The sequence below is a fragment of the Prosthecobacter sp. genome (assembly GCF_029946185.1).
GTDB lineage: Bacteria > Verrucomicrobiota > Verrucomicrobiia > Verrucomicrobiales > Verrucomicrobiaceae > Prosthecobacter.
The window spans coordinates 1-24,973 of record NZ_JAQSEA010000294.1 but is presented as its reverse complement, the minus strand read 5'-3'; the positions used below and the strand labels follow the sequence as shown (position 1 = coordinate 24,973).

Genomic DNA, 24,973 nt, shown 5'->3' with positions numbered 1-24,973 from the left:
AAACGAGTTGAAATGAGAATCAGGCCGCCGCTGTGCGGGTGCGGCGCTGCATGGCGAAAAGCAGGCCCACCAGTCCCACCAGAAGAGGAACGACGAGAACATTGAGTGTCTTGATCAGAGTCTTGCGGAACTCCACCTCCTTGTTGACCTCTTTGCGGATGTTCCGCACCTCCTTGTCGATGGTCTTTGAGTTTTTCTCCATCTCTTTAATATTGTTCATCGTGCCTTGGTCCACGATCAATGCCCCCTTCTTCAAATCGAGCTGCGGGCGCGCTTTGCTGAGCTTCTCCGCCAAGTCCTGACGTTCCTTCTCCAACTCGATAAGCTGTGGGCGGTATTTTTCTTCAACCGTCTCACGCATCTCCTTCAACTTGGTGAAAGGACGGACAGGGGACTTGCGGTTGCGAACCTGAATGAGATCGCCCCCCCCGACGAGCACCTCCACGGCGTTGAGCAGCATGGGCAGGTTGCCGCCCGTGGTGATGAGACCGACACCGAGATCTCCCTGACGCAGACAAAAGGCATCATAGAGCATGTCGGAGTCCGAAAAGAGGATGACATTGCTCTGACTGTCTTTGGACTCTTTGAGCGAGTTGTCGGCCTTCTGTTCAGGAGCCTTCGCCGCTGCCGCAACGGCTCCTGGAGCACTCGCGTCCTGCTGGGGGCCGCCCGTTTCTTTTGATACAGCAGAAGCTGCAGGTTTGCCATTCGGGAAGGCCGTCTTAAATTTGCCGGCGATACGAACACCGAGCACCTGCTTTTTACCACTGGCGGTAAAGTTTACCATGGGCTCTCGGCGCAGTTTATCTGCCGTAGCGATATCGATCAGCTCCGAAGCCTCCGAACTCGAAGCGAGCGTAATCACGTCCAGTCCTTGCTTGAGGTCAATGTTCAAGGCACCGGCATTAACGAGGGTGAAGGACTGCAAACCGGAAGTCACGCGGTCATCCTGATTGATGGCTTTGCCTGGAAGTTGCAGAGCCGTCGCCATGAGACGTCCTTGAAGGTTGCCGCGATAGTTCATGTCTGCCAGCACCATGTCCTTTTGATAGCTAATACCCCAAGCCTTGAACAAGGTCGGCAGGTCGGAGGAAGTGTTGATCATATTGCCCTGCTGGCCGGTCATCGGATTGGGCTGGCTGCTCATCGCTTGGGCCAGGAGACTCTGCGGATCCACAAAGGCAACGACATTGCCGCCGCCGAGGAGGTACTGATCGACAGCGAACTCAGCCGTCGCGCTGATATCTGCCGGATGCACGATTAGAAGGACGGTGATGTCGCTGTCAATTTTATCGGTCGTCATGGGCACCTCACGTACCTCGTAGTCAGCCCGAAGTTGTTGAACTATCGCCCATGCCTCCGGTCCGCGTTGCTGCTGGAAGGGCATGGAAGGCACCCCGCCGATCGGCATGGCGCTCATGAGCCCGATGACCGTCTTGGTAGGCTTGAGCACCTTCGCAATGGCACGGGACACTTCGTATTCGAACGCCGTGGCATCTTCTGGATTGAGGAATGGGAGGATCTCCTTACGGTCGAGGCACTGAACGGTGAGCCCCAGATAAATATGGTCACCCTCTTGATTGACCTGCATGCCGCGGATTTCATCGTCCTTGGCCTTGTCCTCATCATCCGTGTCTGGATTCGGATGGATGACCTCTAGGGAAACGCCGCCGTCGCTCTGCTTTTCATATTCCAGCAGCAGGTCCTCAATGGAGCGGGCGTGCGGCTTGAGGATGTTCGGCATGACCCGGTCATCGTTCGTGGCATAAAATTTGATCGACACCGGCTCCCCAGCTTTGATCTGGCTGAGAATGTTCTTTGTGCCCTGCGAGAGGGTAAACAATCCGTCTTCGGTGAGATCGAGGCGAAGATTGCCAAAGCCCACCCCGCCGACGAGGAAATTCAGGGCAAAAATAACGGCAATGATCAACAGTGTGGTGACGCCGGCTGCGGCGTTCTTGTTGGAAGCACTCATGATGAGAAAAAAGGTTGGTTGAAAAGGAAAGCTCGGTGTGAATCAGGCGCGTTTGGAGCGGAGACCCAGGTCGGTCACCAGGAGCGCCACAACGATGACCGAAACGAAGTAGAGCACGTCGCGAAGGACGAAGATGCCCTTGGTCATTTCAAAAAAGTGATCCATGAAGCTAAAGAAGCTGATGAACTGCACCACGCCCTCCATCCCGTTTGGAACGGCGTTGACCACCGTCTGCGTCAGGCCAGGATCGCCGATGAGGGCGATGACCAGACAAAAGGCGACACTGATGATAAAGCAGACGACTTGGCTGCGGGTGAAAGCGCTGATGGCTGAAGTCACCGCAAGACAGGTCATGGCATAAAGGTAGCTGGCCACATAACCACTGATGATGGGGCCGCTGTCAGGATCACCCAAGTAGGCCACCGTCCCAACGATTGGGAAGGTCAGAGCCAGAGCAATCAGCCAGATAACGGAAGCCGCAAAAAACTTACCCAAAATGGCCTGCCAGGGCGAGACCGGCATGGTCATCAGCAGTTCGATGGTACCAAGACGGTGCTCCTCCGACCACAAGCGCATGCCGACGGCAGGAGCCAGCACTGTGTAGATCCACGGATGCCAGACAAAGAAACGCGTAGCCAGTGAAACATCGTCACTATCCAGCAGGCGGGAGAAGAAGAACGTGAAGCCGTTCGTCGCCAGCAGGAAGATAACGACGATGACATAAAACACGGGAGAGTTGAAATAGGCCAGAAACTCCCGCTTAAAAACGGCCAGAGTGTTTTGGATGGCTCGATTGCTCATGCGTTGATTGGATTGGGGGTAAAAAGAACAATTATCTCAGGCTGCTTTTTTTACAGCTGTATCTGGATTGGTGATGATGCGGAAAACCTCGTCGAGCGAGTTCGCGCCGGGAACGAGTTTCTTGAGACTTTCAGGCGTGCCGTCAGCCACCACTTTGCCGCGGTCGATGATGATGGCGCGGGAGCAGGCGGCCTCGACCTCTTCCAAAATGTGCGTGGAAAAGATGATCGCCTTATCCTTGCCCATGCGCTTGATCATGCTGCGCACTTCATGCTTCTGATTCGGATCGAGACCGTCAGTAGGCTCGTCGAGAATGAGCACATCCGGGTCATGAATGATGCTTTGCGCGAAGCAGGTGCGGTGGCGGTAGCCTTTGGACAGCGTGTCCACACTCTGATTCCGCACGCTGTCGAGGAAGCACAGGTCCAGCACGCGGTCGATGGCCCGGGTGCGCGCCGCCCCATGCATGCCGCGCAGTTCGGCGCAAAAGCCGAGGAAACTGGCCACCGTCATATCGGAATAAAGCGGCGCGTTTTCTGGCAGGTAACCGAGGCGCTGCTTGGCCAGTTCAGGCTCTTCAAGCATATCGATCCCACAAATGCTCACGCTGCCGCTGGTAGGGCGGAAATAGCCGGTGACCATTCGCATGGTGGTGGATTTGCCGGCACCATTCGGCCCGAGAAAGCCCAGGACTTCTCCTTTTTCCACGGAGAAGGAGACATCATCGACAGCCACTTTGGTGCCGAACACCTTGATGAGGTTCTTAACTTGGATCATAACGTCGTTGGATCGGTTGGTTAGGGAAACAGAACGACACGTAAAGGCGGTTCTGGTTGTTCGCCTCCTCCGGACGTTCAATCGCGGATTGCTGCTTTAGGGGGTACACAGGTCTTTTCAACTGAATTCTCTCGGGTTGCAGAGTGCCTTCAACGTCGAATCTAACAATCAGGTTGCAGAATAAATTTCAACGTGACGATGCATTCTGCACACCTACATTCAGCGCCCCAGTCGCGAATCGCCATGCTTTGGAACCAAAACATAGATCCCACCAAAGATCTCACAAAAAAACCCTTCGTTTTGTGGCGTCCTTTCATTGCCCTCTGGGAATGGCTCGTGCCTCCGACCGTGGCACATCGGGACCGGCAGTCGCCGCTGGCGCGCTGGGTGGCGGCCTCTGTGATCCTGGGCATTTGCACCTCGGTGCTCATCCTCGGCATCGTCTACGCACGTCCGCTGAAAAACTCATACAAAACCATGCGCGCGGAGAGCATGGTGAAGGAAGCACGACAAATGGCGGAAAACGGCCAGGTCGTGAATGCGGTGATGAAAGCCCAGGAGGCTTATTCAAAAGCTCCCGAAAGTGAAGAAGCCATCCGACTGAATTTTGAATATTTCACGCTGATGAAGCGTAACACAGCCGAGTATTTCTATGACAAGTTGAAGAATCTCGACGCCCTCACTCCTGCCGACGAGCAGCTCTATGTGCGCTGCCTTCTCAATCTGGGAAAACCCAAGGAGGCCTCCCAGGCACTGGAACAACTGATGCGGGTGGCTCATCCCAGCGAAGCGCTGATTCAACTTGCCGAGGAAGTCTGGGGACAGCGTGAAAACAACAAACCGCTGCTCAATGTCCTGCGCAAATACACTCAGGCACATCCAGATGACAAGGAAGGGGCGCTACGCTTCGCCAAAGTGCAATTGACCTCAGAGAATCCGACGGAAGTCGGCCTGGGTATGGAATCGCTCTGGAAACTCGCCTCTGGAGATGATGCTATCGGCCTGCAAACCTTGGAGCACATCAACAGCCTGCCTTCTTTGCCCCCCGCAGACACCACTCGGTTGATTGATCGCCTCAAGAAACATCCCAAGGCAGACGACAGACATTACGTGACTGCGCTGAAGCGTGAAGTTCAGCAGTCGCCAGGACACAAAAAGGAAATCGTCATGGCAGCCACGACAAAATATCGAGACAAAAAACGTGACCAATTGCTGCCATTCATCCGCTGGTTGGTTGAAGAGGGGGAATTTCGCCAAATTTTGTCCGTCCTGCCAGAAGAAGAAGCCAAAGCCCATCAAGGCCTGCTGGAAAACTACCTCAACGCCCTCACCATGCTGCAGCGCTTCGATGATCTGGAGCGTCTCGTCAACGATCCCAAGGTCGCAGAAGTGCTGGATCCCACGACAGTGGCGATGTTCCGTGCGCATCTGGCTTACATTTTGAATAAACCAGCCGAAGAACTGCGCTCCAAACTGATCGCAGCCAAGGACGCTGCGCAGTTCAACGGACGTTATCCCGCCCTGCTGCAAATTGCCAGTTATGGTGAGGACCGCGGCCACTTTGACATCGCAGAAGATGCCTACCGCCTTGCAATCAAGGCTGCGCAGCGTGCCTCAGCCTCCCCTCGCATCGAGCGCGACGCCTTCACAGGTCTGATCAAAGCATGTCGGGCCAACCGCAGCACTGAATCTCTGATTCAAGCTGCTCAGGAGGCCGTGACACGCTGGCCGGATGACACAAATTTTGTCGAAACCTATCTTTACGTCAGCCTGCTGGCTGGCAAAAACATCGAACTTGCTCTGCGCAACGCCGTCAATTTGCTAAAAATTCAGCCTGCTGACAATCAACGCAAGCTCACCGTCGCCCTGGCTCGCTGGCGGTTGCAAGATACTCAACAGGCGGTGCAAAATCTGCAATACATTGATCTCAATCCTCTCACCGAGGGACAGCGCGCCGTGTTTGCGGCCATTGCCAACAGCGGAGGATTTCATAACGAAGCACTGGGGGTGATCAAGGCCATCAATCCCAAGGCCAGCATGCTGCCCGAGGAGCAGCGCTGTTTTGAGAGTGTTTTAAAGAAGTAGTCAAAGCTTCCCGAAGTCCCGTTCGGAGCGACCCACGCAGAGCGGTGGAGATGACTGCCAAAAAAAAGGCCGCCTGCTTAAAGCAAGGCGGCCTATAACCCAACTGGCGGAGCGGACGGGGCTCGAACCCGTGACCTCCAACGTGACAGGCTGGCGTTCTAACCAACTGAACTACCGCTCCTTTGCCGTTTGGGGTCGCGATAATAAACGCTCTCCACTTGCTGGCAAATGGAAAAACGCTCGTATGAAAATTTTTATCACGGCACCTCTTCACCTGACCCGGTGTAATACCAGCCGGTGATTTTGCCATTGAGCACCAGCGCCTGCGCTTCCACTGGCTGCAGCCCGAAGATCGTCTTCACATTGCACTCCACTTTCACTGCCCAGCCCGGCTTGCCTTGAATCACGATAGGCTGCGCATCCTGCCAGCGGGTGATGTTCTCCGCCTTGATCTCCGTGATCTGCCCGCGCTTCATGCTGTTGATCAGCAATGGATATCCCCCGTCGGAATCACGCACGGGCTTGCCGCTAGCATCCGCCTCGCTGCTAGAAGGTCCCGCCTCAACCGCCGGCACTTCGGATTGAGCCCTCACTTTAGTCGCAGCAATGACCTTGATCTCTTCCGCACGTGTGATCTTCCATTTTTCATAGGCCGCGTTGAGTTGATCCTTCAAGTCAGTGCCGTCAATGGCCAGTTGCGCACGCGCTGGCGAAGATGCCGTCGGAGCGAGGGTAAGCACCCCGTTATCCGCAGCCAGCACATAGACCTTGCCACCGGCAGCGATCTTGCTCGATCCCACACTCATCTTGAACATCGCGTCCTGTACCAGCTTCACCTCACGCGGAAAGGCGGACGACGGAATTTTCAACCAGTTGCCGGTCAGCGCCTCGATGGGTTCAAATTTCGGACCAGAGGAAACCGGGGCAGCCGTTGGCGCAGGGACCTTTTCCACCGGCTTCTCCGCCGCGACGGGCTTCATGGGCTCGGGGGGCATTTCTTTGATAACCGGTTTTTCCACCTCAATAGGCTTCATCGTCACAACCTTGGGTTTCACCGGTGGATTGAGGCTTTTGAAGACCATTTTTTTGCCAGGAGGTGCCCCGAAGTAGTCATAGGCGAGAAAGGCACCGCCAATAATAAGGATTGTATAGAATAGAGACTTCATGGGGGTATTTTTAGGTGATTACTCACACTCCATCGCGTGATAACACAATTGAGTACTTCAATTTCTTGGGCGTGCAGTTACATTTTTATGTAAATTTCACGTCGAAAGCCTCATTGACCAGAAGCTTGCGAGTGGGAAGGCCTGCGCTACATAGCGCTCATGTCACAAAACAACCTGCTCCTCGGAGTTAATATCGACCACGTCGTAACCCTGCGGCAGGCACGCTACCGCACCCTGCCGGACTCTCCCCATGCGGAGCCTTCAGTCCTGGCATCGGCCTTGGCTGCGGAGGCCGCAGGCGCACACTCCATCACCGTGCATTTGCGCGCTGACCGCCGCCACATTCAGGATGTAGATGTATATTTGCTCCGCAAAAGCATCGGCACCAAGTTGAATTTGGAAATGGGTAACACCCAGGAAATTTTGGACATCGCACTCCAAGTGCGCCCCGACTTCGTCTGCATGGTGCCGGAAAACCGTGAAGAAGTCACCACCGAAGGCGGCCTCGATGTGGCCGGCCAGCGCGAGTCGCTGCGCCGCACTGTAAAGGCCCTCAGCGACAACGGCACTCGCGTCAGCATGTTCATTGATCCCGATCTCGAACAAGTGCGCGCCAGCGCCGAGATCGGCGCAGCCATGATCGAACTGCACACCGGCACCTTTGCCAACCACGCCGGAGCGGAACGCGCCGCCGAAGTCGAGCGCCTCTGCGCCGCAGCTGAACTGGGCCACACCCTCGGCCTCCAGATCAACGCCGGGCACGGCCTCACCACTAAAAACCTGCCTGATCTCTGGCCCGTCCCGCACCTCGCGGAACTGAACATCGGCCATCACCTCGTTTCACGCGCCATCTTTACCGGCCTGCAAGGCGCGGTGCGTGAGATGCTCGCCGTCATGGCGACCTATCACAATTAATTCCCATGAAAGTCACCGGCATCGGCATAGACCTCGTGGAAGTACCCCGCATCCGCGATATGCTGGAAAGGCACGGGCAGCGCTTCAAAGAACGCACCTTCACCGCAGGTGAAATCGCTTACTGTGATGCCTGCGCCGAGCCCGCCATGAATTACGCCGCACGCTTTGCCGCGAAAGAGGCCGTGGCCAAGGCTCTAGGCACCGGCATCTGGGCGGAAGGCGTGAACTGGACGGATATCGAGGTCGTGCGTGCCGACAACGGCAAGCCCTCCATCCTCCTGCATGGCGCGGCCAAAGAGCACGCCGCTGGCTCCACCTGCCTCGTCAGTCTCACGCACACACGTGATCTTGCCATGGCGCAGGTGCTGCTGGCGTGAGCTTTCTCTTTTCACACACCAACCCCGCCGCTACAGTCAGGCCATACCCTCATGCGACGCGCGATCTATCCCGGCAGCTTTGACCCCATAACCAACGGACATCTCGACGTCTTGCAGCGCGCCGCGGGCATTTTTGACAACCTCATCATTGCCGTCGCCCGCGACAACTCCAAGGACAGCCTCTTCACCGTCGAGGAGCGCGTCGAGCTCATCCGCAACGCCGCCGCCGAGATCCCCGGCATCGAGGTCATGCCTTTTGACGGCCTTCTGGTCAATTTCGCCCGCAAGCACCAAGCCTGCGCCCTCGTTCGCGGCCTGCGCGCCGTGTCCGACTTCGAATTCGAGTTCCAACTTGCCCTCATGAATCGTAAGTTAGAACCAAACCTCGAAACCCTCTTCCTCATGCCCCGTGAAGAATACACCTACATCAGCAGCCGGCTGGTCAAGGAAATCTGCCGCCTCGGTGGTCACGTCGATCAGTTCGTCCCGCCCAACGTCGTCACCGCTCTCAAGAGCAAGCTGCAACTGGCCTGAATTTCACACCTTCCCCCTATGCACCGTCCCTTTTTTATTGATCTACGTTCCCTGCCCGAAGGAGGCAATGACCTCACCGGACAGGAAATCCCCGCTTTCTTTGCACTCGACGCCAAAGACCCGGTCCAGGCCATCTCCCCACTGAAGTACGACCTTCACGTGGAGCGTGACGGCAAGGAACTCCTCATCAGCGGCAAGTTGGAGGCCACTTTCAGCTTGGAGTGCGGTGCCTGCTTGGAACGCTTCGACTACCATGTCGAAGTGACCGATTACCAATCCGAGATCGAGATTGCAAAGGATGACACGATCAACTTGACGGATACCATCAGGGAAGATACTCTGCTCACCCTTCCGAGCTACCCACGCTGTGAGGACGGCAATGTCCGCCCCCGTCAGTGTCCCGCCGAAGGCAGGTTTGAACCGGCACTGGAAACAGCGCCCGACGAGCCTCAAAGTGCGGGTCCGGGTGTGTGGGAAGCTTTGAACAAGTTAAACTAGAAGAACAGACCTCACCTCGATACTCTCATGGCCAATCCGAAGCGCAGACAATCCAAGAGCCGCCAACGCATGCGTCAAGGCGCAAACCGCTGGAAGGCACCCACCCTCAAGAGCTGCCCAGAATGTGGCACCTCCGTCCCCGGCCATGTCGCCTGCCCCTCCTGCGGTTACTACCGCGGTCGTCAGGTGATCAGCAAAGTCGCTGGCGAAGCCTGATCCCCCTCTCGTTAATCTATTTTCCAACCCTGCCGAGTTCACTCGGCGGGGTTTTTTTGTTCCCCCTGACCAAGGATAGACGAAAGGGCCTTCATTTTGTGACAATCCTCGCCTTTCACTGAGCGGTAATCGCTTAGGCTCAGCGAAATAATGATCTTGAATTCCCCATGAACATGGAAGCACTCACACCTTTCCGAGAGGAACTGATGACTGCCCTTTCACTGCGCAAGAGAGATCCCTTTCCGCTGTTCCTCCGCACCTGGGTACTCACCGTGATGCCGTTTGTGCTGGCATGCCTCCTCCTGGTGCGCTGGCCGCATTCGGTTTTTTTCTGGCTGCTCGCGGCCTTGGTCATCGGCTTCACTCAGAATGCTCTCGGACTACTCATGCACGAGGGCAGCCATTACTTTTTCCATCACAACAAGAAAGCCAGCGATCTTTGGTGTGATGCGTTGGTATGCCTTCCCATTTTCAACACCGTGCAAGGGTATCGCACACCCCACTTCGAGCACCACCGCTGTTCAGGCGAAACGACAGATCCATACTTCGAGCTCTACGGTGAATATCCGACAAGGCAGCATTTGATCAGGTGCTTTTTAATTGATTGCTCAGGCATCAGCGCCATTCAGAAGTTTTTCAAACGTCAGGTGTGCGCTGGCAGTGGAAAACTGGGAATGAACAATCCCACCTACGCCCTGCCTTTTTTTTTGCTCGTGCAGTTCCTCCTTTGGCTTCTCCTTTTTGGAGTGACTGGAAAGTGGTACGCTTGGCTGCTCCTCTGGGTGGCACCGTTGATGACCGTGGCGATTTGCTTGAATCGCTTGCGCACAATCGTGGAACATTACCCGGGTTTTCAGGGTATCCAAGTGAACCGCACTTCGCTGACGGGATGGCTGGAATATCTCTGCATCGCTCCCTATGGCTACGGACATCATCTCGAACATCATTGGCTGCCGCAGGTGCCCTATTACGACCTGGCTTTCACGCATCGCTTCCTGGCCGAACGTTTCGATTTCGCCAGTAACGACGTGAATTCACACGGCTACTTGCACACATTCAGGAGGCTGGTGCATGAAATCGGGGAACTTGAGAAGAGCCCCCGCCCATGACCACTGAAAAGACACAGTGCCTGCTGTGTGGTGCAGACGAAGTTACCCCGCTGGCCGTCGGAATTGACTACGAATGCGCAACCACAGCCGTGGCGTTTCATTTTGGGCGCTGCAGCCAGTGCGGACATGTTTATCTCAACCCGCGCCCCACACTGCAATCTGCACCGGAGATTTACCCCGCAGACTATTACACGCTGAACACCTCCCATCAGCCTGATGGATTTCGCCTGCTGGGGCGAATGAAGGACAGGGTGGTGCGCAGCCGTCTGCGGCCCCTCCTCCACGCAGTCCCTCAAGGCGGCAGCATTGTCGATCTTGGATGTGGTGATGGCTCACTGCTTCTCGCCATGCGCCAGGAAAGGCCAGACACACGGCTCTGCGGCGTCGACTTTGCCGTTTCTGCAATTCAACGGGAACGCATGGAAAAGGCTGGCATTTCCGTGATCGAGTCAGCTTTGGAGAGCGCTCCGCTCCCCAATGACGTCTCGCTCGTAGTGATGAATCAGGTGATCGAGCATCTTTGGGATGTGGAAGCCTGCCTACAGAAGGTTCGTGGCTGTTTGAGGTCCGGTGGGGTGCTGAGCGTATGCACTCCAAACACCGAGGGCTATGACGCCAGTTGGTTTCACAAGGGCGCGTGGGGTGGGTACTATTTTCCGCGCCATCTCAACCTGTTTAGCCAGGCAGGACTCTTCCGCCAGTTCGAACGCACAGGCATGCGAGTCACTCAGTGGCGCCCCCTGCTTGCGCCGCTCATTTGGATGAGCACGGCTCGTGCTCTGCAGTCACGCCAAGGCTGGCCCCGCTGGACGCGCCTTAACGATACCAACGTGATCTTCCTCACTCTCTTCACACTTCTCGACATGGTTGCCCTCACCCTCGGAGCCGTGACGTCAAATCAGCAGATGATTTTGGTAAAGGAATGAGAGCTTGCGCTTGAGCCGGTCCTCCCCACACGAAGAACACCACTTCAAACATCACACACCATCGCCGCATGCCGTAGCGCCAGAATCGGATCATCCCATGTTGGGATGAACTCGTGAGCAACGAAGTCGTGGTAGCCGATTTCGAGCAGCGCCTGCATCACGGCGGGATAGTTGATCTCCTGGTGCTCGTCGAGTTCACAACGCCCCGGATTCCCAGCCGTGTGGATGTGACCGATGGAGTCCTTATGAAGGCGCAGACGGCGGATGATGTCGCCATTCATGATGCTGACATGGTAGATGTCGAAGAGCAGCTTGAAATTGGGGCTGCCGACCTGCTTGATAAGATCGATACAGAAATCCACATCGTCGCCGAAGTAACCGGGGTGGCCCTTCATCGGGTGGGAGCTATCACGTGAGTTCAGGTGCTCCAGCACGAGGGTGATGCCCTTCTTTTCAGCATGCGGCAGGACGACTTTCCAAGTGTCCAGGCAGTCTTTGATGGCCTGCTCACGGTCCATGCCGTCAAACTTCATGCCGGTGAAGGTGATGACCTTTTTGCAGCCCACATCCGCTGCCACATCAATGGCGTCATTGAGCTTGGTGATGACCTCGTCGCGGAACTTGGGATTGCACGGCCCATTGGTGAAGCCGTGCGAACCGACGAGGGAAATGTCGAGGCCGAGCGCCTTTACATCGGGGTAGTATTTGCGGTCGATGCCCTCCATGCCAACGAGACCGATGTCCTTGCAGTGCTTGGCGAGTACCATCATGTCCATCGGCTTAAAGCACCACCCCATGACGGTGTGCTTGATCCCATGGTTTTTAATGACGTAGGCAGCATCAGCAGCAGCTTTGTCAATGGACTGGGCGCTGAGACGGGAGGCAGCAGTGGCGGCAAGCGCGGTGGCGCAGAAATGGCGGCGGTTCATGGTTGTAGGAGTCAAACGGCACCAAGATCACTTTCCTATGCAGAACGTGGAAAAGATGACATCGAGGATGCGCTCGACATCGACCTGTCCGATCACGTCCCCAAGAGCCTGAAGCGCTTCACGGATTTCGAGGGCGATGAATTCGGGGGCCTCATTGCCGTCGAGGGCCGCCCTGGCAGCCAGCAGGCACCCGGCGCTGCGCTCGAAGGCAGCCTTGTGCCGCGCATTGATCGCAATGGGGTGATCCGTAGCGAGTGGCCCCGCCGTGGCTATCACAGCACGAATGGCATCACGCAGCGGCTCGACCCCTTCACCGGTATGGCATGAGAGTGGGATGGCCCCAACTTCGCTGCTCCAATCGGCGTGAATACCGAGATCGCTTTTGTTCAGGATGAGAATGCGGCGGCGGGCGAGTTCGGGCGATAGATTGAGCCTGTCGTTCGCACCTGGCAGGCTGCCATCCACGACTTCAATGACGAGGTCGGCGCGTTCCAGTTCCCGTTCCGTGCGTTGAATGCCCACGCGCTCGATGTCATCACCGGCCACACGCAGACCGGCAGTATCCACAAGTCGCAGTGGAATGCCGTGCACTTGGATGATCTCCTCAATGGTATCGCGGGTAGTGCCTGCCGTGGGGCTGACGATGGCACGCTCAAAGCCCAGCAGGACATTTAGCAGGCTGCTTTTACCGACATTGGGAGAGCCAGAAATGACCGTCCGGGCACCATGCCGCAAAATTCGGCCCTGTTCGGAAGTGGCGATGAGTTTTTGCGCACGCCCGAGCACGGCATCGATACGACGCAGCAGATCCGCCCCGGTTTCGGGCGAGATGTCTTCCTCGGGAAAGTCAATGTAGGCCTCGATATGGGCGAGCACGGGGATGATCTCCTGCTGCATCGCAGTAGCTTCACGACCTATCGCACCGCCGAGTTGCTCATTGGCTGCACGGAGCGCGAGCGTGCTTTGCGCATGGATCAAATCCATCACGGCCTCGGCCTGCGTCAGGTCCATTTTGCCGTTTAAAAAGGCACGCTGAGTGAATTCCCCCGGATCAGCGGCACGCGCACCACAGGCAAGCCAGCGGTCCAAAACACGCTGGGTGACGAGAACACCCCCATGACCGTGGAATTCGATGATGTCTTCGCCCGTGTAACTCGCCGGCCCCTTAAAGTAGAGCAGCAGTCCATGATCCAGCGCACCTCCGTCCGCGTCCACAGCGGGAACAAGATGAGCCTGCCGTGGCGTGACATTCACCGGCAATCGGGCGACTTGGGAGGCAATTTGCAGCGCCTGCGGGCCGGAAATGCGAACCACACTGATCGCAGCCTCTCCCAAGGCGGTGGAAATGGCGGCGATGGTGTCGTTGAGCATTGGCGATGGTGAGAGGGGTGCGGCAAAAGTTCAAGAAGCGGTTCTTCGAACTTGCAACAAAAGACTTCTTCAACGCTGAAGTCTTGCTCCATGAATGTGCAACGTTTAAGCTCCCCAAGTTCCAACCCCATTCCCATTTAACGCATGTTCATCCCTGCCATCCAAGACACCGCCATGGGCCCGTGGGCTCCGAGGCATGTCTCATGGCTTGAAATGGTCGTTTATTTTGGCGGTGCCCTGCTGGTGGCCGCGTTTGGAACTTGGTGGATACTCCACCGCGATGGAAAAATCGGGCTGGATGAACCGGATACACGGCGCAAACTGCATCAGAAGGCGATTTCACGGCTTGGTGGCGCCCCGATTTTCCTAGCCGTGGGTCTGGCCTCGCTGGTGGCTGGCTACATTGGCGGACTTGGCTGGACCCGCTGGCTACCTGTAGCTGTGTGCAATGCCTTGATATTCAGCGTGGGCTTCGTGGATGATCTCAAGCCTCTGGGAGCCAGGGTGAAACTCGTGGGCCAGATCGGCACGGCGTTGATTTTGTATTCGTTAGGGGTGTCGATCGAAATTCTCAGCAACCCTTTCGGCGCAGGTGCGCTGACATTGGGATGGTGGAGCCTCCCTCTGACCCTGCTGTGGCTCGTGAGCATTCCAAACATCGTCAATCTGATTGATGGCATGGATGGACTGGCGGGTGGTTTCGGACTGTTTTTAAGCCTGACGCTGGCATTCCTCGGATATTACAGCGGTCAGCCTGACGTCTTGGTTGTCTCACTGGCGATGGCGGGCGCACTGGCGGGCTTCCTTATTTTTAACCTCCCACCAGCCAAGATTTTTTTGGGTGATGGCGGAGCATACTTGATCGGCTTTTTTATCGCCTCGGTGTCCTTGTTCACCTCGAACAAAGGATCCATCATCGGCGCGCTGCTGGTCATCATCATTGCCCTCGGGGTGCCGATCTTGGACACCCTGTTTGCCATCATTCGAAGGGCCATCCGGGGAGTTTCCATCTTCAACGCGGACGCCGAACACATCCATCATCGGTTGATTCTTCTGGGTTACAGCAAAGGGCGAGCACTGGCTGCCTTGTATGCCGTCTGTCTGGCACTCAGCTTGGTGGGATTAAGCATCTTGGTGATCAAGGGGATCGCGTTGCCAATGATGGGTGCATTTTTATTTTTGCTGGCACTGGGCACTGCACGCTATCTGGGATACGTGCGCAGTTGGTCCAATTTTCGCACCCAGATCAACGAAACCATGGAACGGCGCAGGCAGCGGGAATTTTTTCGGGCCTATGGTCGCGTCCTAGATTTCGAGGTGGAGCGCTGCACGGACCTTCAGAGCTTTGCCGTCATGTTTCAGCATGGACTGGAACGAATGGAGTTGAGCATGCAGCCCAGCGATGGCAGCCAGCCTGAAGTATTTGCCCTGAGCGGGGGCCGGAGCTTTATTGTCCACCGCCTGCAGGATGACATCGAACAAGGGGAATGGCATCTCCGACTTGATGTACTCGTGCCTGCACTCGAACGCTGTCTGGAAAAATGGAAAGCTCTGCCATCCAGCACTGAAATCGAATCTGCAGCAACCCCTCCCCATATTCAGCGCTCAGTCACGACATGAAAAAGGAGTCCGACCAGTCTGTAAAGGCAGAGAAACAGCTTCCGCTGCTTGCCGGGGATGAAACTGATGACGTGGGTTCACGCCATCGAACGGATGAGGTACAGGAAGACGACCTTGACGAAGACGGCACAGCGGTTCTTGTGCGCAGTGATGTTGTCCTGGGTCCCGCATGGCAAGGATATGTTTTTGCCGCACTGCCGATAATTGCCTGCATGTTTGGGGCAGGACGCGAAACTTGGTCCAAAGGGGGCATCACCCTCCTGTTGGCCTTGGTCCTGATCTTCTTTGCTCCCAGGCGCAAACTGCCGCCGATAGCATTGTTCGCTCTGCTGGGCACCATGCTGGCCCCGCTGCTCTCGTTTCTGCCCGCCAACTGGCTGTTTAAGTCTCCTGCATGGCAAACGGCCTTGGTCGAAGACTGGGACATCCATCTGTCCAAAACCCTGACTCCTCAAGCCGCTGTCACGATGGAGGCATGGTTCTTTTTTGCCGTCTGCTGCACCTGGCTTGCGTGGTGTTTGACGCGGGGGTTTTCAGATCGCCAACGCCGGGCGATGGTCCAGACCCTCACCTTTGGCGGCATCCTGCTTTGCGTGGTCTCCATTTTAGAGGGAACCAAGTCGATCAGCATTCCCTGGTGGCCGCGCAACACCAAAGAATGGGGCTTTGCATTTGGCCCTTTTGCCAATCGCAATCACATCAGCAGCATCGCCGCCATGACCTGCGTGCTCTGTGCTGCGACCGGCTTTGATGCTCATCGGCGTAAGTCTCGCTTATGGATCCCATGTTTGCTGGGATTCATCCCGCCCGTTATCTGCCTATACATGAACACTTCGCGCGCAGGCCTGATCTTGCTGTTTTTTGGCATGACCGCTTGGTTTGGCACCATTGCCCTGCGGCGAGGGTTCTTTCAGAAACTGGCCGTCTCCACCTCTCTGATCTTTATCATCTCCACTTTGCTAATCTTGTCCGGTGGGAATGTTTCCAAGCGGCTTTCAGAAGGTGGCATTGCACATTTTGTCTCAGACAACAAGCGTAGCTCCCTGCTTGTAGAATGTCTCAAGATGACCCTCGATTCCCCTTGGACAGGCATCGGACTGGGAAATTTCGAAGCTGTTTTCCCCCAATTCTCCACGTTACCGGCAACAACATATCGCTTCCTCCATCCTGAAAGTGATTGGCTCTGGCTTCTAGTTGAAGGCGGATTACTAACGGTGCTGCCCGCCATGCTGGTGCTGTTTTGGATTTTTCTGTCCACCGGCCCTTGGTATGGCAAGAAAAGGAAACGCAAATCCGGCATGCAGGATCGTCGCCTGCGCAATGCTGCAGCCATCGTGTTCGGTCTCGGCACATTCCATGGACTGGTTGATGTGCCCAATCATGGTCTCGGTTATGCGCTCTTCATGGCCTTGCTGGCGGGAATCGCAATTCGGCCCAGGAGACTACCAAACGCATCCAGCATGCCACAACGTCTGGTCTTCCGACTTGGCGGAGTCATGCTTCTGGCGCTTGGTGCGGCGTGGACGGCCATAGCGCTGGGACATCCAGTTTTGCCGGGAACGAGCGCCGCGGAAGCATTGCGAAGCCGGGCAGGTAAACTTGCCGACTCCGGCTCTCCTGCTGGCGCTCTGCCTCTCTTAGATCAAGCCATTGAAATGACGCCGCTGGACTTCCGCTACTACTACGAAAGGGCATGTCTGCGTCTTCGCCTCGGCCAGCCGAAGGAGGATGCTTTGCTTGATTTTTCTCGTTCGCGTGAGGTCGACCCGACTTACGCCGTGACCTGTTACACAGAAGGACTCGTCTGGCTCGACTACCACCCTCAGTATGCAGTCGTCGCCTGGCGCGAGTATCTACGCCGCTATCCAGAAGCGGCCTCTGGGGACTACGGTTATTACCGCGCTATGCTCGGCTATTCCTATCAGCATCCTGAACTGCGCGAGCCGCTCTGGACGCTTGCCACCACTTCGGAATTAAAATTTGAGTTTCTAAGGAGTGTTCAGACCCGCGATGAATTCGACCGCTGTTTGAAAAGCTTGCTGGCTCAACAACCCGATCTCAAAGGCTTGGAGCCCTCGCATCGGGAGAACCTCTTCAGCATGTGGTATCAATACGGCAATCAAGAGGCGCTTATCACCGCGCTGGAAACCAACCGCAAATGGCGGGACGACGGGTGGCGCATCCTTGCGGAACACTACGCACGCAATTCCGATTTCCAGCGAGCCTGTCAAACCGCCTTCCCCTACCTGCCCTCGATCATTCGCACTCCTCCCGGAACCACCACCGACATCCCTGCGCTGGAGCGTGCCCTGCTTTACAATCCGACCGATGCCAGACGCGGCATCGATTTATTCCAAGCACAGAAGGCCCAGGGAGATGTGGACGGGGCCCTGCGCACACTGGAAAAAGTAGCCGCATTCCCCAATGCACCTGCGTACGTCCGTCAGGAAATCGCCACCTTGTACATGATGAAACAGGATTTTCGCCGTGCTTGGGAGAACCTGCGGGAGGCGATGCAAAAGCAATAGCAAATTGAGGCTGTGCCCTTTGCATCCCTGATGCGTGAGCATGACTAAAAGTGCCGCAGTCATTCCATTGAACACATTGCCTTTGTCCACGAGCCCGTTATTCTAAGCCCCATGCCCGACACCGACATTGTGCCCCATATCGAACCGGCAACCATCGAAGACCTGCCTCAGTTGGTGGAACTGCTTCTCGCTTTGTTCAGTGAAGAAGAAGATTTCAAACCAGACCGCTCCAAGCAGGAGCACGGCCTGCGTCTCATTCTCGAGCAGCCCAATCGCGGCCGCATCTTTGTGCTGCGCACGGAACACAAGGTCATCGGCATGATCAATCTGCTCTTCACCATCAGCACCGCAGAAGGTGGTCTGGTGCTCATCATGGAGGACGTCATCGTGCATCCTCAGCATCGCCGCCAAGGCTACGGCGGACGACTGCTCGAACACGCCATCGAGTTCGCTCGGGAGAAGCACTTCCGCCGCATCACCCTGCTCACAGACCGCATCAGTGCCGACTCGCAGTCCTTTTTCCAGCAGCACAACTTCCAGTTCTCCAAGATGATCCCGATGCGGCTCGTTTTTAACGATCTCTAAACCGGTCCGCCTTCATGCACGCGCTCATCGCCTACTTCCCCCGGTCCGAAGGCGGCACAGTCAGAATCCCACGTGAGTGGCGGGAGGCCTCCGACTGCGTCGTGCTCTTCACGCTCAACACTCTGTTCTTTCTGCTGGGCGCGTTTGCCATGTGGGCCGGGCTTATCTGGCGGCGTACCACGAAGCCGGACCTTTGAATCCTGCATGAGCGAGCATCGTTCTCTTTTTCACGGCTGGCGTGCGCGCACCCACTACCTCACGCGGAATCGTCGTTTCCTACTGCGCACCGCCGCCAGCATCATCGCAACAGGAATGATCATCGCCTGTGTGATCGTGATCGGCAGCGTCAGACAGGGAGAACCAAAACAGACTCAGTCTGACCTCTCCGCCTTGAGCCGGGTGCATGAAGAGTTTCACCGCCTCCGGTATGAAACCACCCCACAGCCACGCCAGTTCGCGCTCTGGCTGCGCATGCTTCTCCCACAACTCCCTCAATTGATGGAAGAAAACGATGCAAGCGCGTTTAAAATCTTCACTGAGACGGGGAAACTTGGCGGCTATGAAGTAGCAGATCTTATTCATCAGCATGCCTCCACGGATGCCCCAGCCGGTTTGTTCCAGAGTTTTCTTGCCGCAGCGCTCGCTGGAGATCCGGTTGCGCTGGAGCAGCTGGAGCAAAATGCCCGGGCATCGCCACCTGAAATGCTCGCCGCAGAGCTGCTCGGCAGTGTACAAAAGCGCCGCAACAATATCCCGGCGGCCATGACGGCGTTTTATACCGAGGGGCTTCACTTTGTGGATGCCACCACCTCACGCGAAGAAGCCCTTCACCTGGCCGTATCACAGCGTGACTTTAAGCTCCTGCGCACCATCGCCGCCCAGCCCGGCTGGATCGAGCATTGCCCTCCCCTGCTCCAACACCATGCAGGCTCTCTCCTCGGCGACGTCTGGATGCAGTGGCATGGCCTCATGCGTCACCGTCTCGATGAAATCCCCTATGGCATGCTCGGCCTCGCGCTCTTCGCGGCCGGTCTGTGGTATTTCATCCTGGTACAGCACAGCGACCACGAACGCTGGCGCTGGGCGCGGCCCATCGCCGCTCTCATGGCCGGGGTGGCCAGCGTGTGGCCCACGCTCAGCATCCTCGCCTACCAGGAGTTTTTTCAGGGCATGACCTCAGCCGCCCCCTTTCCTCACGATTTGATCTACTACATCGTGGGAGTCGGACTGCGTGAGGAAGGCTGCAAGCTCCTGCTCTTTGCGCTGTTCCTGCCATGGTTGATGTGGCGGCGCACTCCGGGCCTGGCACTGCTCACAGGTGCTTTTGTCGGGCTCGGTTTTTCGCTGGAAGAAAACATCGGCTACTACCAAAATTTCGGCGGCAGCATCGCCTGGACGCGCTTCCTCTCCGCCAACTTTCTCCATATCTCCCTCACCGGCATCTGCGCGCACAGTCTCTACCGCATGCTGCACACACGCTTCGCTCGTGCAGATGAATTCATCGCCACCTTCCTGCTGGCGGTCACTGCGCACGGTGCCTACGACTACCTCTCTCCCGGCAGGCTCAATGACAACGGCTGGCTCTCCATCATTGTACTTATTCTATGCGCAGCACGTTTCATTGATCTCCTCGGCGAAGAAACCCGCCCCGTGCATCTCACCATCGCACCACGGGCAGTCTTCCTCTTTGGCTCCGCCATTTTGATCGCTATTTCCCTCATCATTGGAGCATGGAGCACGCATACCATGGCGGGCGTCGCCAAGGCCGGTCAGGAATGCCTCAGCATGGTTCCCATTGCTCTGCTGTACTGGCGGAAGTTTGAGAATGCTTGAACCGTCGTGCAACAGGGTTGTGCTTTGCACTTCGTCATGATTCGCGCATTCTCCGCCATGACTTGGTTCGAACACAATTTCTGGACGATGGTGCTGGCGACCGCCTCGATCGTCGGTTCTGTCATTGCGCTGATCCATCTGCTTCTGCGGCATCACGACTACCGTTCTGCTGCATTTTGGACGGCACTTGTGGTCTTCACACCGCTGATCGGCCCGCTGCTGTACCTTTTACTGGGAATCAATATTTTGCGTCGCAGCGGCCGTCGTTACCGCAGCGGCATCAATGAACCATGGCGCGATCCGGTGCCGGAGCAGCCACTGCCCATCTCCTCCACCGACAGCTGGGCCATGCAGGAGCACCAGCAGCTGGCACGTACGCTGGACCGTATCTCACGCTTCAGCTACACGCTGGGAAATCACCTCGAGATCCTGCACAATGGTGACGAGGCCATGCCGCGCATGCTGGAGGCGATCCGTGGTGCTCGGCAAAGCATCACCTTGGCCAGCTACATCTTTGAGGCCACCGGCATCGGCGCGGACTTCGTGACCGAACTCTCCCTGGCGGTGAAGCGCGGTGTGCAAGTGCGTGTCATGGTGGATGATGCAGGCACGCGCTACTCCAGGCCCCCCGTGGTGGAGGCGCTGACTCAGGCCGGAGTGACTGCACGCCGCTTCATGCCCAGCCGGATGCTCCTGCGCCTGATCACGATGAACCTGCGCAATCACCGCAAAATCCTCGTGGTGGACGGTCACACGGCATTCACCGGTGGGATGAACATCCGCGAAGGAAACATGGTCGCCCGCAAGCCACCGCATCCCGTGCACGATCTCCACTTTCAAGTCACCGGCCCATGCGTCGCTCAAATCCAGCGCGTCTTTACTGAAGACTGGGCCTTTTGCACCAACGAAACGCTGGACGGCCCCCTCTGGTTCCCCGACCTCACCGCCACGGGCAGCACCAGCGCCATCGGCATCGTCGATGGTCCCGACGAAGACATGGAGGTAATGCCTGCGGCATTTTTTGCCGCGCTCAATGCCGCCCGTGAGGAGGTGAAGATCATCACCCCCTACTTTCTTCCCAATGCAGTGCTCATAGCCGCGCTGCGGTTGTGTGCAGTGCGTGGTGTGGAGGTGATCATCCTCACTCCAGCAGAGAACAACATCCCCTTTGTAGGATGGGCCGCACGGACCTTGTATCCCGACCTGCTCTCAATGGGCTGCCGCATCTTTGAATCCGCCCCCCCGTTTGATCACTCCAAATTGTTCCTCATCGACGGCGTCTGGTCCTTCCTTGGCTCCACCAACTGGGATCCACGCAGCCTGCGCCTGAACTTTGAATTCAACCTCGCCTGCCACGACCCTGAACTCTGCCGGCGACTCGCTGCGGAGATGGACACTAAGCTGGCCCAAAGCCGTGAAATCACCCACGAAATGCTGGAAAACGCGCCAGTCCTGCATCGCCTGCGCAACGGTTTTGCGCGCCTGTTCATTCCCGCGCTGTAAGAACTTTTGCATCTTTTGGCAAAACCAACCGTATCTAGCAACGTTGTACATTCCCAACCTGTCATGATGCCTCTAGGTTTTCCACCTCTTCCCAGCCCCGGTCTCTGCCGTTGCATGGTAACAATCGCTTTTTTTCGGGAATAAATCCGCAGGCTCCAGCATCATACCTGAACGCATGACGTCATCATACTCCTGAACCTCAAACCTTTGCTCCGGCAGACGGGGCCGCTGCCGCGCACAGTCCAACGCGCATCTCTTAACTCAAACCAACCAGATCCAATCATGAAGAAACTCATCGCACTCGTCTTTGCCCTCGTCGCCTCCGCCGGTTTCGCTGCCGAATTCCCGGACATCAGCATTGCCGATCTCAAGCAGGCCATCGCCGACAAGAAGGTCACCGTCATCGACGTGAACGGCGCAGCCTCCTACAAGGCCGGCCATGTGCCAACCGCCATCGACTTCGCGTCCCAAGGCTCCAGCCTTGCTACTGCTCTGCCAGCTGACAAAGATGCCCTCGTCGTCGCCTATTGCGGTGGTCCTGCCTGCAGCGCCTACAAGGCCGCAGCCAACAAGGCCAGCGAACTCGGCTACACCAACGTGAAGCATCTCTCCGCCGGCATCTCCGGCTGGAAAGCCGCCAAAGAACCCCTCGAGAAGTAATCTTCTTCAGAGATTCATCAGCCGGGTGTGCGGGAACCAGTCCTGCCACCCGGTTTTTTGTGCCCGCAGCCTGACAGGCTCAAGCCGGCGACCACGCTTCCATCGCCAGACTTGCCGCACCGAGTGCCCCGGCGTTATCACCCAGCGTCGAAGGCACCACCTTCAGTCCAGCATCACGCAGCGCGGGCATCAAGGCGCACGCCGCTTCTGTGATCGAATGGCAGAAACGCTCCCCCAACATCGTCAGGGGTCCGTGCAGGATGAAGACACCCGTGTCGATGATCAAATGCAACAGGCCGATCACGCGTGCGTAGTCCCCACACACCGCGTCCCATTGCGGCCCTGCCGACTCAGCCACTGCAGCAAGCCCTGCGCGCAGATCTTCGGGCAGATTGGTCTTCTCACCCACTCCTGCCAGTCTCCGCCATGTCGCGGGAGCACTCAGCGCATGGTGCAGTTCCTGCCCGCCACCCGCCGGATCCATCAACGGCCACAGCCAGCGCCCCACCTCCCCGGCCGCATGATGCGCACCTTCGGTCACTCGACCATCCTGAACTATGGCGACGCCAAAGCCGCTGCGAGGTCCGAGAATCACATAATCGTTCAAACTATGTCCCATACCAAACCAGCGTTCTGCCAGTGCTATCGCTCGCAAATTATTCTGCAGTATGACCGGAACCTTCAGCTTCGAACCAATTTTCTCGACCAGCGGCACAAGTTGCCAATCCGGGATGAACGCATAGTACAATCCCACCCCGGCCTGCGCATCCACCAGCCCCGGCACGCCAATCCCAACCGAGAGCAGCGGACCTTGCATCTCCTTAGCCAACTTGGCCACGCACTCGAGGATCGATTTGACCACCTCGTCCGCCATGACATCGGCTGGCAGGATCACTTCTTCGGACACCTTCAGTCCACCCGAAAAATCCACGCCCACAGCTTGAATGCGCTGGGCATTGAACTCCACCCCGGCAAACCAGCCCGCATTCGCTTGCGTGCTCAGCAGACGCCGCGGTCGCCCCATCGGCCCTTGGTTCAAGCCCGATTCGTTGAGATATTTTTCCGCAATCAGGTGATCGACATACAAGCCGGTAGTGGAAGGAGAAATTCCCAGCGCCTTGGCCAGCGTCGTGCGCGAAGTCGCACGCCCGCTGCGGATCTGCAGCACTGCAGCTCCAAGTGTTTCACGTTGAACGATAGGGTTTTTTCGCATTCGAATAAAAAGCCGGTTGATCTCTTTCTGTCCAGCAGGATCAATGCACCTCCTTCAACATTTTTTCCATGAGTGAATTACCCATCCGCACCCCTGATCGCAAGTGTGAAGTCGCATGGTTTTCTGCTCTCTGCTCCGACGATTACGAATTCCTCGGCATTCCGGATGGCTCCATCCGCTCCAATTTTGAGCATTGTGGCGAAATCGTAAAACAAGCCGACGCCCTCGGTTACCAGAACGTTCTCCTCCCCTCCGGCTGGATCGCCGGTCAAGACGCCTTGGCCTTTGCCGCAGCCATGGCCCCGCTGACCACCCAGATCAATCAACTCGTCGCCCTGCGCATGGGCGAAGTCTGGCCACCCATGCTCGCACGCGCCCTCGCCACCGTCGATCACATCGCCAAAGGCCGCCTCTGCATCAACATCATCTCCTCCGACATGCCCGGCATGAAGGAAAGCAACGAAGTCCGCTACGCCCGCGCCAGCGAAATCATCCAGATCCTCCAGGGACTCTGGCGCACCGACGGCCCCTTTGAATGGAAAGGCGATTACTACAACATCAGCCTCCCCACCACCGAACCCGCCAAGCCCTACCAGCAAAACGGCGGCCCCCTCCTCTACTTCGGCGGCATCTCACCCGCAGCGCAGGACCTCTGCGCCAAGCACTGCGACGTCTTCCTCATGTGGCCCGAAACCGAAGACCGCATCGCCGAAACCATGCGCATCATGTCCGCAAAAGCCGCCGCCTACGGTCGCAAAATCGACTTCGGTTTCCGTGCGCACGTCATCGTCCGTGAAACCGAAGCCGAAGCACGCGCCGCCGCCGACCGACTCATCTCCAAACTCACCGCCGAAAAAGGAGCCGAAATCAAAGCCCGCTCCCAAGACAGCCAAAGCGCCGGTGTGAAACGCCAGGACGAACTCCGCGCTCAGAGCACCGACCTCTACCTAGAGCCCCATCTCTGGAGCGGCATCGGCCTCGCCCGCAGCGGCTGCGCCAGCGCCATCGTCGGCGATCCCGAGCAAGTCCTTGCCAAGCTCAACCGCTACATGGACCTCGGCATGCGCGCCTTCATCCTCAGCGGCTACCCCCACCTCGAAGAATGTGACCTCTTCGCCCAGCACGTCCTCCCCCACCTCCCCACCTGCCGCCTCAACGAACTCCAAGGCCGCCGCGTCCCCGAACCCGTCACTCCGCTCACCACCGCTCCGCGGAGATGAGCGGAGGTCAACGGGTCAAGGGTCGAGTCTTGACCGTGCTAGAAGACTCTAGACCCGTTGACCTCCCCTTCCCTCTCTTCCAACCCCTGATTCCACCCATCCGCTTCGCCCTCGCCGGATTCGGTGCCAGGG

Annotated in this window: 23 protein-coding genes and 1 tRNA gene; 16 read left to right on the top strand and 8 right to left on the bottom strand. The window is 57.1% G+C overall.

All coding sequences use genetic code 11. From position 1 onward, the window contains the following. Positions 1–19: 19 nt before the first annotated feature. The 3 genes from PSV43_RS23915 to PSV43_RS23905 are packed head-to-tail and all read right to left on the bottom strand — an operon-like array spanning position 20 to position 3,553. The gene (locus PSV43_RS23915; protein WP_300203657.1) at positions 20–1,975 is read right to left on the bottom strand and encodes a GldG family protein; all 1,956 of its coding nucleotides are present in this window, start codon (positions 1,973–1,975) and stop codon (positions 20–22) included. Between the two features lie 42 nt (positions 1,976–2,017). Continuing rightward, a complete protein-coding gene (locus PSV43_RS23910; protein ID WP_300203655.1) occupies positions 2,018–2,776 on the bottom strand; it encodes an ABC transporter permease in 759 nt (252 codons plus the stop codon). Positions 2,777–2,812: 36 nt separating this feature from the next. Further along, positions 2,813–3,553: an ATP-binding cassette domain-containing protein gene (locus PSV43_RS23905; protein WP_300203653.1), complete on the bottom strand. Its 741-nt coding sequence runs from the start codon at positions 3,551–3,553 to the stop codon at positions 2,813–2,815. Between the two features lie 336 nt (positions 3,554–3,889). Between PSV43_RS23905 and PSV43_RS23900 the strand changes: the two genes are divergently transcribed. After that, on the top strand, positions 3,890–5,638 hold the full coding sequence (locus tag PSV43_RS23900) for a hypothetical protein (RefSeq protein WP_300203651.1): 1,749 nt from the start codon (positions 3,890–3,892) through the stop codon (positions 5,636–5,638). Positions 5,639–5,742: 104 nt separating this feature from the next. Here PSV43_RS23900 and PSV43_RS23895 read toward each other — a convergent pair. After that, a tRNA-Asp gene (locus tag PSV43_RS23895) sits at positions 5,743–5,819 on the bottom strand. A gap of 76 nt (positions 5,820–5,895) precedes the next feature. Beyond that, positions 5,896–6,804 carry a hypothetical protein gene (locus PSV43_RS23890; protein ID WP_300203649.1) on the bottom strand — a complete coding sequence of 303 codons (909 nt, stop codon included), beginning with the start codon at positions 6,802–6,804 and terminating at the stop codon, positions 5,896–5,898. Between the two features lie 159 nt (positions 6,805–6,963). Here PSV43_RS23890 and PSV43_RS23885 point away from each other — a divergent pair, with 159 nt between their 5' ends. From PSV43_RS23885 to PSV43_RS23855, 7 genes are all read left to right on the top strand, one after another. After that, positions 6,964–7,719, top strand: coding sequence for a pyridoxine 5'-phosphate synthase (locus PSV43_RS23885; RefSeq protein WP_300203647.1), 756 nt, complete (start codon positions 6,964–6,966; stop codon positions 7,717–7,719). 5 nt (positions 7,720–7,724) lie between these two features. After that, positions 7,725–8,096 (top strand): holo-ACP synthase, encoded by a 372-nt coding sequence (gene acpS, locus PSV43_RS23880; protein ID WP_300203645.1) that lies wholly within the window; start codon positions 7,725–7,727, stop codon positions 8,094–8,096. 51 nt (positions 8,097–8,147) lie between these two features. Next, positions 8,148–8,630, top strand: coding sequence for a pantetheine-phosphate adenylyltransferase (gene coaD / locus PSV43_RS23875; RefSeq protein WP_300203643.1), 483 nt, complete (start codon positions 8,148–8,150; stop codon positions 8,628–8,630). Positions 8,631–8,648: 18 nt separating this feature from the next. After that, the gene (locus PSV43_RS23870) at positions 8,649–9,128 is read left to right on the top strand and encodes a YceD family protein (protein ID WP_300203641.1); all 480 of its coding nucleotides are present in this window, start codon (positions 8,649–8,651) and stop codon (positions 9,126–9,128) included. A 27-nt stretch (positions 9,129–9,155) separates the two neighbouring features. Beyond that, positions 9,156–9,344, top strand: a complete 189-nt coding sequence (gene rpmF, locus PSV43_RS23865) for a 50S ribosomal protein L32 (protein ID WP_300203639.1) — start codon at positions 9,156–9,158, stop codon at positions 9,342–9,344. A 305-nt stretch (positions 9,345–9,649) separates the two neighbouring features. Further along, positions 9,650–10,453: a fatty acid desaturase gene (locus PSV43_RS23860; RefSeq protein WP_300203637.1), complete on the top strand. Its 804-nt coding sequence runs from the start codon at positions 9,650–9,652 to the stop codon at positions 10,451–10,453. Then, on the top strand, positions 10,450–11,379 hold the full coding sequence (locus PSV43_RS23855; RefSeq protein ID WP_300203635.1) for a class I SAM-dependent methyltransferase: 930 nt from the start codon (positions 10,450–10,452) through the stop codon (positions 11,377–11,379). Before PSV43_RS23860 ends, PSV43_RS23855 begins: the two co-directional genes overlap by 4 nt. Positions 11,380–11,423: 44 nt before the next feature. Here PSV43_RS23855 and PSV43_RS23850 read toward each other — a convergent pair whose 3' ends face one another. Then, positions 11,424–12,308, bottom strand: coding sequence for a TIM barrel protein (locus tag PSV43_RS23850; RefSeq protein ID WP_300203634.1), 885 nt, complete (start codon positions 12,306–12,308; stop codon positions 11,424–11,426). Positions 12,309–12,335: 27 nt separating this feature from the next. Further along, entirely contained in the window at positions 12,336–13,679 is a 1,344-nt protein-coding gene (gene mnmE, locus PSV43_RS23845; protein WP_300203632.1) for a tRNA uridine-5-carboxymethylaminomethyl(34) synthesis GTPase MnmE, read from the bottom strand. A 372-nt stretch (positions 13,680–14,051) separates the two neighbouring features. Here mnmE and PSV43_RS23840 point away from each other — a divergent pair, with 372 nt between their 5' ends. The 7 genes from PSV43_RS23840 (at position 14,052) to PSV43_RS23810 (ending at position 22,408) form a co-directional block, all read left to right on the top strand. Next, positions 14,052–15,299 (top strand): MraY family glycosyltransferase, encoded by a 1,248-nt coding sequence (locus PSV43_RS23840; RefSeq protein WP_300203630.1) that lies wholly within the window; start codon positions 14,052–14,054, stop codon positions 15,297–15,299. Further along, a complete protein-coding gene (locus tag PSV43_RS23835) occupies positions 15,296–17,827 on the top strand; it encodes an O-antigen ligase family protein (protein ID WP_300203628.1) in 2,532 nt (843 codons plus the stop codon). Before PSV43_RS23840 ends, PSV43_RS23835 begins: the two co-directional genes overlap by 4 nt. A 111-nt stretch (positions 17,828–17,938) precedes the next feature. Further along, on the top strand, positions 17,939–18,412 hold the full coding sequence (locus PSV43_RS23830) for a GNAT family N-acetyltransferase (RefSeq protein WP_300203626.1): 474 nt from the start codon (positions 17,939–17,941) through the stop codon (positions 18,410–18,412). A gap of 14 nt (positions 18,413–18,426) precedes the next feature. Continuing rightward, entirely contained in the window at positions 18,427–18,609 is a 183-nt protein-coding gene (locus PSV43_RS23825) for a hypothetical protein (RefSeq protein ID WP_300203624.1), read from the top strand. A gap of 7 nt (positions 18,610–18,616) precedes the next feature. Continuing rightward, positions 18,617–20,245 (top strand): PrsW family glutamic-type intramembrane protease, encoded by a 1,629-nt coding sequence (locus PSV43_RS23820; RefSeq protein ID WP_300203622.1) that lies wholly within the window; start codon positions 18,617–18,619, stop codon positions 20,243–20,245. A 57-nt stretch (positions 20,246–20,302) separates the two neighbouring features. After that, positions 20,303–21,748 carry a cardiolipin synthase gene (gene cls, locus PSV43_RS23815; protein ID WP_300203619.1) on the top strand — a complete coding sequence of 482 codons (1,446 nt, stop codon included), beginning with the start codon at positions 20,303–20,305 and terminating at the stop codon, positions 21,746–21,748. Between the two features lie 282 nt (positions 21,749–22,030). Further along, positions 22,031–22,408, top strand: coding sequence for a rhodanese-like domain-containing protein (locus PSV43_RS23810; RefSeq protein ID WP_300203617.1), 378 nt, complete (start codon positions 22,031–22,033; stop codon positions 22,406–22,408). A 79-nt stretch (positions 22,409–22,487) separates the two neighbouring features. Here PSV43_RS23810 and PSV43_RS23805 read toward each other — a convergent pair whose 3' ends face one another. Then, the gene (locus PSV43_RS23805) at positions 22,488–23,621 is read right to left on the bottom strand and encodes an ROK family protein (protein ID WP_300203615.1); all 1,134 of its coding nucleotides are present in this window, start codon (positions 23,619–23,621) and stop codon (positions 22,488–22,490) included. A gap of 68 nt (positions 23,622–23,689) precedes the next feature. Between PSV43_RS23805 and PSV43_RS23800 the strand changes: the two genes are divergently transcribed. After that, positions 23,690–24,841: an LLM class flavin-dependent oxidoreductase gene (locus PSV43_RS23800; RefSeq protein WP_300203613.1), complete on the top strand. Its 1,152-nt coding sequence runs from the start codon at positions 23,690–23,692 to the stop codon at positions 24,839–24,841. The last annotated feature ends 132 nt before the right edge of the window (positions 24,842–24,973 follow it).

Bases quoted from the DNA above. Each gene is read 5' to 3' on its own strand.
- PSV43_RS23810 (WP_300203617.1), top strand. From the start codon at position 22,031: ATGAAGAAACTCATCGCACTCGTCTTTGCCCTCGTCGCCTCCGCCGGT.
- cls (WP_300203619.1), top strand. From the start codon at position 20,303: ATGACTTGGTTCGAACACAATTTCTGGACGATGGTGCTGGCGACCGCC.
- PSV43_RS23885 (WP_300203647.1), top strand. From the start codon at position 6,964: ATGTCACAAAACAACCTGCTCCTCGGAGTTAATATCGACCACGTCGTA.
- PSV43_RS23915 (WP_300203657.1), bottom strand. From the start codon at position 1,975: ATGAGTGCTTCCAACAAGAACGCCGCAGCCGGCGTCACCACACTGTTG.
- rpmF (WP_300203639.1), top strand. From the start codon at position 9,156: ATGGCCAATCCGAAGCGCAGACAATCCAAGAGCCGCCAACGCATGCGT.
- PSV43_RS23800 (WP_300203613.1), top strand. From the start codon at position 23,690: ATGAGTGAATTACCCATCCGCACCCCTGATCGCAAGTGTGAAGTCGCA.
- PSV43_RS23905 (WP_300203653.1), bottom strand. From the start codon at position 3,553: ATGATCCAAGTTAAGAACCTCATCAAGGTGTTCGGCACCAAAGTGGCT.
- PSV43_RS23825 (WP_300203624.1), top strand. From the start codon at position 18,427: ATGCACGCGCTCATCGCCTACTTCCCCCGGTCCGAAGGCGGCACAGTC.
- mnmE (WP_300203632.1), bottom strand. From the start codon at position 13,679: ATGCTCAACGACACCATCGCCGCCATTTCCACCGCCTTGGGAGAGGCT.
- PSV43_RS23820 (WP_300203622.1), top strand. From the start codon at position 18,617: ATGAGCGAGCATCGTTCTCTTTTTCACGGCTGGCGTGCGCGCACCCAC.
- PSV43_RS23805 (WP_300203615.1), bottom strand. From the start codon at position 23,621: ATGCGAAAAAACCCTATCGTTCAACGTGAAACACTTGGAGCTGCAGTG.
- PSV43_RS23835 (WP_300203628.1), top strand. From the start codon at position 15,296: ATGAAAAAGGAGTCCGACCAGTCTGTAAAGGCAGAGAAACAGCTTCCG.
- PSV43_RS23850 (WP_300203634.1), bottom strand. From the start codon at position 12,308: ATGAACCGCCGCCATTTCTGCGCCACCGCGCTTGCCGCCACTGCTGCC.
- PSV43_RS23830 (WP_300203626.1), top strand. From the start codon at position 17,939: ATGCCCGACACCGACATTGTGCCCCATATCGAACCGGCAACCATCGAA.
- acpS (WP_300203645.1), top strand. From the start codon at position 7,725: ATGAAAGTCACCGGCATCGGCATAGACCTCGTGGAAGTACCCCGCATC.
- PSV43_RS23910 (WP_300203655.1), bottom strand. From the start codon at position 2,776: ATGAGCAATCGAGCCATCCAAAACACTCTGGCCGTTTTTAAGCGGGAG.
- PSV43_RS23870 (WP_300203641.1), top strand. From the start codon at position 8,649: ATGCACCGTCCCTTTTTTATTGATCTACGTTCCCTGCCCGAAGGAGGC.
- coaD (WP_300203643.1), top strand. From the start codon at position 8,148: ATGCGACGCGCGATCTATCCCGGCAGCTTTGACCCCATAACCAACGGA.
- PSV43_RS23855 (WP_300203635.1), top strand. From the start codon at position 10,450: ATGACCACTGAAAAGACACAGTGCCTGCTGTGTGGTGCAGACGAAGTT.
- PSV43_RS23890 (WP_300203649.1), bottom strand. From the start codon at position 6,804: ATGAAGTCTCTATTCTATACAATCCTTATTATTGGCGGTGCCTTTCTC.